The sequence below is a fragment of the Candidatus Eisenbacteria bacterium genome (assembly GCA_035577985.1).
Classification (GTDB): domain Bacteria; phylum Desulfobacterota; class Binatia; order DP-6; family DP-6; genus DATJZY01.
In genome coordinates this window covers 1-12221 of the sequence record DATJZY010000105.1, presented here as the reverse complement: position 1 = coordinate 12221, position 12221 = coordinate 1, and the positions used below count along the sequence as shown (strand labels likewise).

The 12221-nt window shown below is 64.4% G+C and carries 14 protein-coding genes; all 14 read right to left on the bottom strand.

The features are described 5' to 3' along the window. Positions 1 to 527 precede the first annotated feature (527 nt). A complete protein-coding gene (locus VMS22_14690) occupies positions 528 to 1490 on the bottom strand; it encodes an aminoglycoside 6-adenylyltransferase (protein ID HXJ35277.1) in 963 nt (320 codons plus the stop codon). A 108-nt stretch (positions 1491 to 1598) separates the two neighbouring features. Next, complete coding sequence (locus VMS22_14685) at positions 1599 to 2096, bottom strand: hypothetical protein (protein ID HXJ35276.1); 498 nt, start codon at positions 2094 to 2096, stop codon at positions 1599 to 1601. A 557-nt stretch (positions 2097 to 2653) separates the two neighbouring features. Next, positions 2654 to 3328, bottom strand: a complete 675-nt coding sequence (locus VMS22_14680; GenBank protein HXJ35275.1) for an isochorismatase family cysteine hydrolase — start codon at positions 3326 to 3328, stop codon at positions 2654 to 2656. Between the two features lie 183 nt (positions 3329 to 3511). Beyond that, positions 3512 to 3853: a YciI family protein gene (locus VMS22_14675; protein ID HXJ35274.1), complete on the bottom strand. Its 342-nt coding sequence runs from the start codon at positions 3851 to 3853 to the stop codon at positions 3512 to 3514. Between the two features lie 189 nt (positions 3854 to 4042). Beyond that, positions 4043 to 5377: an adenylate/guanylate cyclase domain-containing protein gene (locus VMS22_14670; protein HXJ35273.1), complete on the bottom strand. Its 1335-nt coding sequence runs from the start codon at positions 5375 to 5377 to the stop codon at positions 4043 to 4045. 138 nt (positions 5378 to 5515) lie between these two features. Further along, the gene (locus VMS22_14665; GenBank protein HXJ35272.1) at positions 5516 to 7528 is read right to left on the bottom strand and encodes a hypothetical protein; all 2013 of its coding nucleotides are present in this window, start codon (positions 7526 to 7528) and stop codon (positions 5516 to 5518) included. Between the two features lie 270 nt (positions 7529 to 7798). Further along, on the bottom strand, positions 7799 to 7990 hold the full coding sequence (locus VMS22_14660) for a type II toxin-antitoxin system HicA family toxin (protein HXJ35271.1): 192 nt from the start codon (positions 7988 to 7990) through the stop codon (positions 7799 to 7801). Continuing rightward, positions 7987 to 8238: a type II toxin-antitoxin system HicB family antitoxin gene (locus VMS22_14655; protein ID HXJ35270.1), complete on the bottom strand. Its 252-nt coding sequence runs from the start codon at positions 8236 to 8238 to the stop codon at positions 7987 to 7989. The genes VMS22_14660 and VMS22_14655 overlap by 4 nt, the downstream gene beginning before the upstream one ends. A 100-nt stretch (positions 8239 to 8338) precedes the next feature. Then, a complete protein-coding gene (locus VMS22_14650) occupies positions 8339 to 8764 on the bottom strand; it encodes a GFA family protein (protein HXJ35269.1) in 426 nt (141 codons plus the stop codon). A gap of 111 nt (positions 8765 to 8875) precedes the next feature. Further along, positions 8876 to 9964: a calcium/sodium antiporter gene (locus tag VMS22_14645; GenBank protein HXJ35268.1), complete on the bottom strand. Its 1089-nt coding sequence runs from the start codon at positions 9962 to 9964 to the stop codon at positions 8876 to 8878. A gap of 125 nt (positions 9965 to 10089) precedes the next feature. After that, positions 10090 to 10365 carry a DUF3303 family protein gene (locus VMS22_14640; protein ID HXJ35267.1) on the bottom strand — a complete coding sequence of 92 codons (276 nt, stop codon included), beginning with the start codon at positions 10363 to 10365 and terminating at the stop codon, positions 10090 to 10092. A 132-nt stretch (positions 10366 to 10497) separates the two neighbouring features. Further along, positions 10498 to 11025 (bottom strand): GNAT family N-acetyltransferase, encoded by a 528-nt coding sequence (locus VMS22_14635; GenBank protein ID HXJ35266.1) that lies wholly within the window; start codon positions 11023 to 11025, stop codon positions 10498 to 10500. Positions 11026 to 11109: 84 nt separating this feature from the next. Then, positions 11110 to 11418: an ankyrin repeat domain-containing protein gene (locus VMS22_14630; GenBank protein HXJ35265.1), complete on the bottom strand. Its 309-nt coding sequence runs from the start codon at positions 11416 to 11418 to the stop codon at positions 11110 to 11112. A gap of 489 nt (positions 11419 to 11907) precedes the next feature. Beyond that, the coding region (locus tag VMS22_14625) for a DUF4288 domain-containing protein (protein HXJ35264.1) at positions 11908 to 12221 on the bottom strand (314 nt) is incomplete at its 5' end.

Here is a 12221-nt window from a genome sequence, read left to right as displayed (position 1 = left end):
TCCGCGTCGGCCGCGATCCCGAAGTGATGTCGCGGATGGGAGGACATGCTCGTCGTCCGGTACCAGACTTGGAGGATCGCCGCCCGCTGCTCCCGGGGCACTTCCCGTAGAACGACATGACTCGGGCGGCATCCATGCCGAAGCGTCACGCGGCCAGCATCTGCTCTCATGTTCTTCACCCACTGCGGCTCCTTGGTCGGCATCACGACCAGGTAGCGGTCACCGCGGAACTCCGCCCATGTGACCAAGGCCGAATGAACCTGACCGGAACGACGGCCCTTCACCTGGAGAATGACGGTTCCACATGAGCCCCAGGGCCAGCGCGGCGGTGTCAGGCCCAACCATACAAGGGCGAAGAGGACTCGCTCCATGAGCCGGCCTGGCAGTCCAGGCTTCATGTGCGCGCCTTCGGGCCCCACGTGTCGGCCACCCAACGCATGGCTGCCAAGCTGCGGCCGCGCATGGCGCTCACGACGCCACGAATCAGCTTGGCTCTGCCCGCGCCGCTCGGCGGCTGCAGCGGCCTGTTAGACGGCGCCGGTTGAGTCGGACATCTCTGCCGATGGCGATGCCAGCAGCTCGAGCGCGCATCGATACTCCTCGTGGGGCACGTTCGAGGAGAAGCCCAGCCGCGCCGAGGTCTCGTCAGAGATCCATTGAAACAGATTCGCTGTGGCGACGAGAGCGCGCTGCTGACTCGTGAGATCGTAGCCCGAGAACAAGGAGGGAAGAGCTCGCACGATTCGCGGATCGGCCCACCGCTCGACGTAGCGGCCGAGGTACCACGTCTCGTAGTCCCACCCGTGAATCGCCCGGGCGTGCCACTCGACCATCTGAAGCAGGAGCTGCCTGACATCGCGCCTCCCTTCGGTGCAACGCCAGAGGTCTCTTCGCAGAAGCTTCTTGGCGGTCCAGAAGGTGGACCCCCAGAAGGTGCGCACGACGCCGGCGAATTCCCGCTCGCTGGGCCGCGTGGGCCGCGGCCAAGATACGGTCGTTCTGGCGAGCCGCGTTGCGGCGCCGTCCTTGTCCACGAGCACGCGCGTCCCAGCCCGCAGCATGCCCGACAACGCGGCCAGCTGATTTGAGAGAAGCGAAGGCAACCATGAGGCGATGCCTGGAAAGCGTGACAAGGCACCGAGCAGTACCATGGCGCCGGGAAGGCTCCACCTCCCCACGACCGCGAAGTCGACGGTTACCCGGCCTTCACGGAACACTGCCCCCCTCGCGATGCGCCCTCCAAGCGGTGTCTGGATGACGTACGTCAACCACGGATGTTCAATCTGCTCGAGCCAGCTCACCTCATCGACGTACGAACTCGGCCGCCCGGCCACGAGCAGCACGTCCAGGTCCGAGAATGAGTCGCGGGGGGCATTCGGCGTCGCGCGAGACCCGACGACGATGAGAGCACGGACATCCTTCTGATCGCGTGCCCAAGAGGCAAGGCGACACTCGATCTCTTGATACGCCGCCTCGGAGCTGTCGTTCATGTGCTCCTCGCTAACGCTCCTCGTCATCAAGAGGGCGCTTTCCAACGGGCGGTTCGGCGGCGGCGCGCAACGCCGTCCGCTGCAAGCGCGGGTTGGGCTGCTCGCTCGTCATGATGCTCCTCGCTCCAGACGCTCGTTGATCTCCCGATCATCCCCATCGCCTAGGGTGCGATTGGGCCCTGCTGACCGCACACGCACGCTAGCGCCCGCCACCACCGCCACGTCATATGAAGTGCCCCACGGGTCCAACAGCTCAGCAGCCTTCTCACCCGTGCGACTTTGAAGGAATCGCAGCCCTCGCGGATTCTCGCCGCGTAGTGCGCGAATGATCGCTTCCGAATCGCCGGCTGGAGGACCACCGAACTCGGCGGTGTAGCTTCGGACCGCCTCCGCGACGTTTTCCATCTGGATGGAAGTCACAGGCACCCGCTCATCGGTGCGCGAACATCCAAAGGGGAGCAGACTCATGCCCGCGAGGATCATTCTCACCGCGATCGCAGAGAGACCCATGCTGTGTCCGCCCTGTATCTCGGCGGCGTAGCGGCGGCGCAGCAGCGCCGGCCGCTGCAACCGCGCGTTAGCCTGCGCGCCCACGATGTTGGTCATGGATGGCCTTCAACTCGGGCAGCACTGCGCAGAAGCAGTCCTTCAAGTCATCGACTGTACGAATCGCTCGTGGGAATGCGATCGAATAGACTCCCCAGCGATCCGGAGTCGCTTCGCACACGACCTTCGTTTCGAAGTCTCCGACCGACCACACCAAGCCCGCCCGAGACCCATCGGGTGCCACGACGAATCCATCGCCTGCAACACAACCGCCCGGCTCTGCGAAGACCGTAATGGCACCATAGCACCATCCGTCGGTTCTCGTTTCTTCGACGAGAGGAAAGCCGTGGTAGACCGGCGCGCCTGTCGGTCGAGCGAGGAACGCTGGAAGACGGTCGTTCGCCGACTGAGCCGTCGGATCGATCATGATCGCCTTTCCGTTCGGACTCCTTCGCTCGTTCATACGTGACGTATTCGCGCTGGCAAACGGATGGCCGCTAAGCTGCGGCCGTGTGTGATCCTACCACGGCTCGCGTCGAGCACGGCCGCCCGCGCGGCTGAAGCCCGCGGCCGACAGCTTCAGCGGTCTGTTGGACGGCGCGGCTGTCCACCAGCGATCAAACCGGCTCCGCGCCGGTGGCACGTTGGATCTTCACGATCATCTCGTCGACCGTGAGCACTTGGCCAAACAGGAATCCGAGGGTCGCGAGTGTGGCCTTCTGAAGCTCCGCCGCCGATGCACCTCCCATGGCGGCCGCGGCTGTTCCGTCACTCAGGAAGAACACGCGAAAGTCGCGAACCATCGCCTCTCGCGCAGTCGTGTCGCAGCAGACGTTGGTGGCGATGCCCGAAATGATGATCGTGTCGATCCCGCGTCCCCGGAGTACCAGCTCGAGATCGGTGCTGTGGAATGCTCCGAACCGCGGCTTCTCCAGCAGGATGTCGCGAGGATCGACGCGAAGTGCCGGATGAAGCCCCGCTAGCGCTGTGCCTTTGTTGAGAAGCTTGCCATCGATGACGTCCGGAGCGGTCTCTCGCAGGACCCCGGCATTCGAGCCGTCGGGTCGGAAGACATGACTCGTGTGGACGACGAGGATTCCTGCGGAGCGACAAACCGCAGCGATGCGATTAACCCGGTCCACTACAGCGAGGCCGTCTGCGGGTGCGAGCGGACCATCGACGAAGCAGTTCTGCAGGTCGACGTTCACCAGTGCCATATGCTTCGGGATCACCGGGAGGTCCATCGCGCGTTGCACCTCCTTCTTGGCGCCGTCCAACGTCTTGCCGCTCACCTGCGGCCGCAGCGCAGGCTATCAGACACTCGCTCCATCGACTAGCTCGAAGTGACTCATCGCGGCGGCCGACTTGTGCGGCGGCGAGAGAGCACAAGCAACTCTCGCGAGCCGAACCCGCCCGCCGATGCGACAACGGCCGAGCTGATCGCCGACCGACCAAATCGGCTGCGACTTCGCCGGTCAGCTCTCGGGGTCGTACCCGAACTCGCGGAGTTCCTGCGAGCAGCGGCAGGCTTTGGCGATCTTCGCGGCCCATCGGACGGCGGCTTCGCGCGACGGGAGTTCCAGGACACAGAAGCCGCCGTCGAACTCCTTGGTCTGCGGGTAGGTCTCGTTCGTGACGCTGCCGTCCGCGGCGACCATCAGCGGCGCGACGTCCTCGTTGATACCACCGCCGAACACATAGACGCCGGCATCCTTCGCCTCTCGTATGACCGCGTGTGCCGCTTCGCCGACGGCAGCCATGTCTTCGTCGGAGATGTCCATCGCCGATCCGGGGAAGGAGACAAGGTACTTCGTCATCGCTCGGTCCTCCGGGTGTGAGTTTCGGAATTGGGTGTGAGGCCCAACGACCCGGCGATCAGCGGCTCGCGCCCACCGGCGGTCGCATTGATAGTTCGCTGTTCATGCGCGGGGCCGCTGCATCGCCTGGTTGGGCGGCAGAGCACAGGAAGCCTTCTGCACATTCGGAATACAGTCGATAGCTCCGTCTCACGCTGCCGGCCTCCTTCCGTCGAGCACACGATACAGTTTGACTGGACTACGGATGCCCTTCACCACCACCTCGCCCTTCTCCTCACAATCGACCGCGTCGCGGCATAACACCCACGTGCTGTGGCTGATCCAGATCTCACCAGGCTCGCAGATCTCCTCTATGCGCGCTGCGAGATTCGTCTGAGTTCCGATCGCGGTGTACGTGACACGACCTTCCGATCCAAAATCGCCCACGGTCGCGTAGCCGGTGTTGATGCCCATGCGAACCGCGAACGGCTTCTCGAGCCCCTGCTGCTTCCAGCGATCTCGGAGCGCGGAGGTTCGCTGCTGCATCGCAAGCGCCATCCCGACCGCCTGAAGCGCGTGGTCCTGGTCGTTCGTCGCCACGGGCGCTCCAAAGATGACCAGGAGGCCGTCGCCGATGATCTGGTTGAGAGCCGCCCCGCTCCGGTCGGCGACTTCGGCCATTGCGGCCACGTACTCGTTCAACAGGCGGGAGGTGTCCTCGGGCTCGAGCTCGTCGGCGATATCCGTGAAACCGACGATGTCGGAGAAGAATATCGTGAGGCGCCGGCGCTCGTGCCGCATCGGCATGACCGCTTCACCTGCCAGCAGTTGACGGGCGAGCTGGCTGGGCAGGTAGCGACTCATCACCTTGGACGCTCGGGTCAGGCTCTCCTCTCGCTCGCGGGTACGCGCTGCCGCGTAGAACAGTAGGGGCAGGAAAGCGATCCAGTTCAGCACCGCGAGACCCCCGACGCCGAGAATCCACTGTCGCGAGAGGTGCCCATCGGCCACGGGCGACTCGCCGAACATCGGTGCATACGGGATGAACTTCGTCTGCTCCAGCACGGTTGTGGCGACGACGATCGCGTAGAACGTGACGTTCGCGAGGGCGACGGAGCGCGTCTCGAAGAGCACCGCGAGGAGCACCATGTAGCCCATGACCATGCCGAGGTAGAGGAACGTAAAGTGACCGAGGAAGTAGGAGGCGAAGGCGAAGAGCGCCGTCAGCTGGCAGGTCGCGTGTACCAGCACCCGGGAACGAGGGGCGTACCGCCGTGCCCAATGGGCGAAGGCAAGCAGCACGGTCCATGCGCCGATAAACCCTCCCTGGATCCAAAGGACCGCCGGGAGAAACGCGTGGTTCAGGTATGGAGCGCTCTCTGGTGAGCGCCAGCCGTGCCACAACAGCAACCAGAACGCGACGGCCAGAGCAAGGGTGAATACGCAGAGCAGCAGGCAGCGCTCGGCTGGAGTGAGCTGAGAAATCTGGTCGAAGACCCGGAGTACTCGAACTTCACCGCGACCGGCCGGCGTTGCCTCTGTCATTCACCCTCCGGCGCTCGTTCCGAAGGCCGCCCAACGCTCCGGTTCAGCGGCGGCGCAGAGCGCCGGCCGCTGCAACCGGCTGTTAGACTGGCCGGTGTTGGTCAGCCGCGAGACGGTTGCCAGGTTCCCCCCGTCAGCTCAGAACCCAAACTCCTCGATCGGGACGTGGCGCGCCTTCTCGCACGCGGACCTGAAGTCGTAGGGCACTTCGTCGACGCAATCCGGCCATTTGCCCGTCGCCAACCAGAACTCGACGAGGCCGAGGCGTGCGCACAAACGCACGAAGCGAGGATCGTTACGGATCTCGGGCATTCCAGCCTGGAACAGCAATGACGTTCGGTAGGCGTCCGGACCCATGATGTCGTCAGCGGTCCCGGCCGGCCCCAGCTGCGCCGTCTCGGCGGCCGTGTACGCTTCCTCGACGAGGCCAAGATGCGCCGAATACACCAGCCGCGAGACGTCGACGCGCCCCGTCCTCTCGACGTGCGCTTCGAACTCACTCCGCCAAGCCCCGATGTTCTCTCTTGTGGGATTACGCTTCGTCCGAATGAACGGCAATCCAGCCTGAAACTCGCGCAGGTTGCGCTTGATCGCCAGCTCCAACAGCCGGTCGACTGCGGCCCAGTCCTGTTGGAAGGCATAGCACCGCAGCAGGCTCGAGACAGGGAAGCTCATGTCGGGCCGGCGCGCCACGAGGTCCTCGAAGAGCGGCACCGCCTCTGCGATGCGTCCTGCGGCCATCCTACCAAGCGCGAGGACGTTCACCGACATCGGATGCAGCATGTCGAGACGATAGGCGCGCTCGTCCTCTTCGAGCGCCTCTCGAATTCGACCCATCGTCCGGAGGTACCATCCGACGTAGCGGAGTCCGTCGCCCGCACCCTGCGTCCGCCGCAGGCGCTCCACGATCGCATCGCCTTCGAGAAATCGCCCGAACGGTGGGAGGATGAAGAGCTGTGCCGTCGTGGCGTCGACGTTCTGGGGATCGATTGCCAGGGTGCGAGCTGCCTCCTGGTGAACGAGCGCGGCGCTCGCGGAGCGATCAGGGAAGGACTGATACAAGCGCAGCCAGGACCGCAGGTAGGCGAGTCGACCCCACGCCTCCACGAAATGGGGCGCGCGCTGCGTGACCGTCTCCAACAGGCGCACCTGGTCGCGCAGCTCGTCCGGCGCATAGGACGTCGGGGTGGCGCGCAGATAGAGGTCGTAGACCTCGGGATCGACGGCCTTGGTCGAGAAGCTGGAAAACGCCTGATGGAACGCCCGAGCGATGTGTTCGGCAATCTCGTCCTGGACCGCGAAGATGTCCTCGAGACCGCGGTCGTAGCGATCCGACCAGAGCGTCGTCCGCGATGCCGTCTCGACCAGATGCGCACTGATGCGTACGCGTCCCGCGGCACGCCGGATGGAGCCATCCACGACATGAGAGCAGTCGAGGTTCTGCGCAGCCACCGCCTTGCGTTCGCCACGGAACTGAAAACTGGACGTGCGGCCGATCACCTTGAGCCTCGCCCCGCGTGACAGCCGCTGGATGATTTCTTCGCTAACCCCATCCGAGAAGAACTGCATCTCGCGATCGTCCGACAGGTTGTCGAACGGCAGCACGGCGAGAAGCGGTTCGCGCCTTTTCGGGGGTGCCGGGATGGGAACCGACGCGACGTCGCCGAGCGCAAAGGCCTCGATGGTCTCCATCATCTTGTCGAGGTGGAGGCTCCCCACCGACACGAGACGTTCCGTCACCGGGCCCCGGATCGTACGGCGCACGTCGGCCGACACCAAAGCCGAACCCGGATTGCTTCGAGCCATCAGGCGCGCCGCAACGTTCACGCCGTGGCCCAAGAGATCTCCGTTCGCCTGCACGATCACGTCGCCGAGATGCACACCGATACGCAGCTTGGGCTCGCAGCGTTCTGCGAGCTCGAGCGCGGCTTCGACGCCAGCGACGCTCGAACTGAACTCCAGCATGAAACCGTCACCCGCGGTGTTGAACACGCGCCCACCGCGCTGTGCGGCGATCGCCTCGATCACGCTCCGCAACGCTGCCACCTCGGCCGTGGTCTTGGCCTCGTCCGCCTCCGTGCGGGCGGAGTATCCCGCAACGTCCAACGCGACGATCGTGGCGAGTCTGCGGGACTGGATGTCGTCGGCCATGAGTTCTTGGTCTCAGCGTCCCGGTGGGCCCGCCATAGCTCACGCCTGCCCTCCCAGACAACCGATCGTTGCTCGGTGACTGAGTGGACGTTAGGTCGGCACGGAGGTCCTCGGGGCGTGCTGCGATGCGCTCGCTGGCAGGACACGTCGATGGGAAGCAGCAAAGCTCGGTGGTCAGACACCTTCGCCGCAGCGGCGCGGTCTAACGACCTGGCGGTTCAGCGGCGGCGCGCAGCGCCGTCCGCTGCAAGCGCGAGTTAGCCAGACCGATCACTTGCCGATCTCGGGCACCCCAAGCCCACGGCAGATCTTCCGCGCCAGAACATCGGATATTTCATTGTGGCGCGGGATAGCCTCGACGGCGCCGGTTCCGGGATTCGCCCACAACGAATGCGACCCGCCCTCCCGCTTCAGATGACATCCATGGCGCCGAAGGTGCCGGAGGAGATCACCTCTCTTCACCCGACGACGACCTTCTCACGCACGGCATCCCGCGGGAGGCCCCGAAGTCCATCCCGGCGCCGATCATCGAGGATCAGGGCGATCGCTTCGGCCAAGCTCTGACGGGCCTCGGCCTTCGTCCGCCCCTGTCCGTTGGCTCCGGGGATCTCGGGACTGTAGGCGATGAACCACTTGCCGTCCCGTTCGATCACGGCGGTAAACTCATTCTTGAGGGGTGATCGCAATCCGCGACGCTTCATGGTGCGCATCTACTCCTCCACACGGCGTCTGGCTAACGTTTGAGCTCACCCGCCTGCGAAGGCTGACGAAGCCAGCCGCAGCAGGTCGGGTGCAGCGAGGGGTTAGGCCTCACTCGCCGCGAAGGAGACCTAAGAACACCTTGAACTCCGGCAACTCCTCGTGCTGAACACCAGTTGGTTGTGTTGGATCCCATGCGGCTCTTGAGCTCAGGTAGATATCGGCAACGACACTGAGACTTGCTTCCCGGTCGAGCAGTCCGGCCGGCACCCATGTATTGTGAGTAGTCCGAAGCGGATTGGGGACGGGTGAACCACAGATGGAGCAGAAGTCGGAGCGAAACCCGCCGCCCTTTTTCCAGGAAGAGATCCTGTCTTGGCCGACCAGCCAACGAAACTGAGAGTTGGGCACAATCGCGGCGAGACTCGATGCTGTCCCGCTCTGACGCCGGCAGAGCGAGCAGTGGCAGCGGTATAGCTTGAGTGATGAAGCGTTGACCTCGAACACAACCGCTCCGCAGAGGCATTGACCACGCATGGCGTCGCTCCTGTGAGGCCCAACGCTCCGGTTCAGCGGCGAGCCGCGGAGCGGACCGTCCACTGCAACCGGTTGTTAGGCGGCTTCCACACAGCGGCCATGATCACTTTCTCAAGATGCGGTCTCTCGCGAGCGTTGCTGCGTCCAGAGCACCAGGAGCGTAACGCCGGTTAGTGGAAGGACGAATCCCAGCATGGTCGCACCGAAGCTGCGGAGCGCGTCGTGCTGGGTGGCGGCAAGGATAAGATATGTTACGTAGATCACGTAGTAAGCCAGGAACACAGCCCCCTCCCAGCGTGCAAGCCGGTGCCCGCTGCCGAAGATCGGCAGGCAGGCAAAGGCCACCGCAATCATCACGGGCATGTCGAAGAAGACAAGTCCCGGTGCTACCGAGAGCCCGCCCGGCGTGACTAGAGCGGCAACCCCGAGGATGCCCAACAGGTTGAACACACTGCTGCCGACAACATTGCCGACGGCGATATCACGCTCCCCGCGCATCGCCGCTACGACGGAAGTGGCCAGTTCCGGAAAGCTCGTGCCCGCCGCCACGATGGTCAGGCCGATGACTGCCTCGCTGATCTCCAGCGCGCGAGCGATGGACACGGCGCTGTCCACCAGCCACGTCGCGCCCAGCCCCAGCAGGCCCAATCCTCCGAGTACGAGAACGATCTGCACCGGCAGACGCTCAAGCCATCCCGCGGCAGCGGCGCCGAACTCCTTCGCATACTCAGCCTGCACTGCCGCGACCTCGCGCCGGGTCCGCCGGATCACAAGCACGGTGTAGGCGACAAGACCTGCCACCAGCAGCAGCCCATCGAACGGGCCAATTCGCCCATCCTGCGCCATCACGAAGACCAGCACGGACAGTCCAACTACCAGCGGCACCTCGAAGCGCACCAGTTGCTGCTGCACCATGAGCGGGGCGATCAGCGCAGCCAGTCCCAGCACGGCGAGCACGTTGAAGATATTGCTCCCTACCACATTGCCAACGGCGATGTCGGCCTGCCCCGCAAGTCCGGACTGCACGCTCACCGCCAGTTCCGGCGAGCTGGTGCCGAAGGCGACTACGGTCAGGCCAATCACCAGGGGAGAGATGCCGAAGCGCAGCGCCAGTCGCGACGCCCCGCGCACCAGCAGATCTGCACCAATCACGAGCACGGCAAGACCCGTGACCAGAAGCACCCAGTTGGTGAGTTCCAAGGTATTCTCTCTTCAGCGACCGGGCGAGAACAGCAGCACCGTTCGTCTTGAGCCACCTAACGATCGCGTGTTCAGCGGCGGCGCACAAGCGCCGTCCGCTGCAACACGTTGTTGGGCAGCGATCTCTACGCGTCGCGGTCGGCCATCACTGCGGCGGCCTCCGCCGAGGTGCGGACGGGCACGATCTCGAAGTCGACCAGCTCACGCCCGGCCGCGCACCAGCGCTCGAGCAGGGCGCGGTCGTCGGTCCTCATGATCTGCCAGCAGGTGGCGAAGTCGAGGTCCATCCAGCTGGCCACGTACTCCAGCCCTTCGACGAGATGCCGGCCTTCCTTGCGCAGGCGGCGGTAGATCTCGGCGGCCGCGCCGGGCTTGAAGCGCTCGATCACCATGTAGAGCATCGCGTTCCCTCCGAACTGATCACTCCGACGAGACCCTGTCTGCCCAACAACTGAGTTGAGCGGTCCGCTCCAACGAATGGTTAGGCGGCACTACGCGATCGTGAGCGCTCGCGCGAGACGCACCGGCACGCGTCACAGCACGCGCTCCAGATGGATGTCATCGGGTTCGAGCGCGAAGAGCCGTTCATTCGGCGTCGCCAGCGGCTTGAAGCCCTGACTCATATAGAAGTCGACTGTCCCACGCGTCGGCGTCGCCGACACGTACAGTCGCCGCGCACCGTCGGTACGGGCCAATCGGACGACCTCGTTCGTCAACTCACGACCGATACCGTGACGACGCCACGGCTTGGTCACATGGAGAACGGCTAGGTGTGCTGGGGTCTCAGGCGTAGCTCGCACGTAGACCGCGAATCCGATGAGATTGTCACCATCGAAGGCGCCAATCGGCACGCCACCTGCGCTCACCAAGCGCGTCCACTGCTCGATGCGGTGCTCGATGGTGACCTCTCCCGGCTGACCCCAACGCGGCGCATCGATATCCGCCTCAATCAACTCCAATATCTGCCCGCGTTGCCTGTACTGCTGTGTGATTCGTTCCGACCGGTCGATCTCACCGATGCGAGCCAGCTCGAGGACAGACATCACGCGTGTGGCGGTCACAGTGCCCCCTAACGACTCGGCGGCTCAGCGGCGGGCGCGAGAGGGAGCGTAGCGACCGACGCGGCCGTCCGCTGCAAGCGCGGGTTAGACGCCATGGCGCACCATCGCGCGTTCGATCGCTTCCGCCGTTCGCGTAAACCCCTTCAGGTGAGCGAGACCGACTGCTGTGTCGCCAAAATCGTTCGCCAGGTACGCGTTGGCTCCGGCCTCCATCAGATCCTCGATCATGTCAGTTCGACCATGGAGAGCCGCGAGCATGAGTAAAGACCAGCCGAACTTGTTGCGGAGATTGACGTCGCCGCCCCCGGACACCCAGGCCCGCACCCCTAGGCGATCCCCGTGCTTGATGAGGCGATGAACGCTCTCGAATGTCTCTTCGGTCTCGTCGACCATCTTCTTACGGGCGTCTAACGACACGGCGGCTCAGCGGCCGCGCACTGTTCTTTCGTGTCGACGATGGCACGGCCGAGCAGGTGTCTCACGCGGCCCGGTCCGCTGCAGCCGCGGGTTAGCTGGCGTCCCGTCATCGCCCTATCGAAACCAAACCGAGGATGGACAGCGGTAAGCCGGCACAGCAGGCGAAGAACCATCTGCGTGCGCGTAGTCCCGACTCAGTGAGGAGCGATGGCCGAAAGCAGATGTTGAAAGGGTTGTAGACGAACCGCCGATCGAAGATCGCGACCCCACCCTGCCGACCGCGAACCATTCGACGTGCGAAGTAGAAGTAACCGACCCAGGACCCGAGGGCGCACAGCAACAACATCCATCGGAGGCCCATCAACAGCATCGCCTGATCCGCCATTGCTGCTCCCGCCCAGCTAACGACTCAGCGGTTCAGCGGCGGCGCGCCAGCGCCGTCCGCTGCAAACGCAGGTTAGCCAGCTACTCACGATCATTGAACACCCCGAGATCCCGCTTCCGCTTCACCAGCGACTTGATCTTCTTGACGCTCCGACCCGAGTGCTCCGTCCAGGAGATTTCAGCACCGTCCTCCAGCTTCTCATAGACCGGCAGAAGTTCGGTGAGACCCTCATACCGCCACGCCCCACGCCGCTTGGAATCCGAATCACATGCCTCGTGCCCGTTCGACAGCCGACCTAGCGCGACGGCTTTGCGGAAGGCCTCCTCGCGCGTCCGTGCCCGAACGAGGACAGTATTCTCCCAGGCCACGCACCGCCGCGCGAGATTTGTCCTGT

Bases quoted from the DNA above. Each gene is read 5' to 3' on its own strand.
- VMS22_14690 (HXJ35277.1), bottom strand. From the start codon at position 1,490: ATGAACGACAGCTCCGAGGCGGCGTATCAAGAGATCGAGTGTCGCCTT.
- VMS22_14685 (HXJ35276.1), bottom strand. From the start codon at position 2,096: ATGACCAACATCGTGGGCGCGCAGGCTAACGCGCGGTTGCAGCGGCCG.
- VMS22_14675 (HXJ35274.1), bottom strand. From the start codon at position 3,853: ATGACGAAGTACCTTGTCTCCTTCCCCGGATCGGCGATGGACATCTCC.
- VMS22_14670 (HXJ35273.1), bottom strand. From the start codon at position 5,377: ATGACAGAGGCAACGCCGGCCGGTCGCGGTGAAGTTCGAGTACTCCGG.
- VMS22_14665 (HXJ35272.1), bottom strand. From the start codon at position 7,528: ATGGCCGACGACATCCAGTCCCGCAGACTCGCCACGATCGTCGCGTTG.
- VMS22_14655 (HXJ35270.1), bottom strand. From the start codon at position 8,238: ATGCGCACCATGAAGCGTCGCGGATTGCGATCACCCCTCAAGAATGAG.
- VMS22_14650 (HXJ35269.1), bottom strand. From the start codon at position 8,764: ATGCGTGGTCAATGCCTCTGCGGAGCGGTTGTGTTCGAGGTCAACGCT.
- VMS22_14640 (HXJ35267.1), bottom strand. From the start codon at position 10,365: ATGCTCTACATGGTGATCGAGCGCTTCAAGCCCGGCGCGGCCGCCGAG.
- VMS22_14630 (HXJ35265.1), bottom strand. From the start codon at position 11,418: ATGGTCGACGAGACCGAAGAGACATTCGAGAGCGTTCATCGCCTCATC.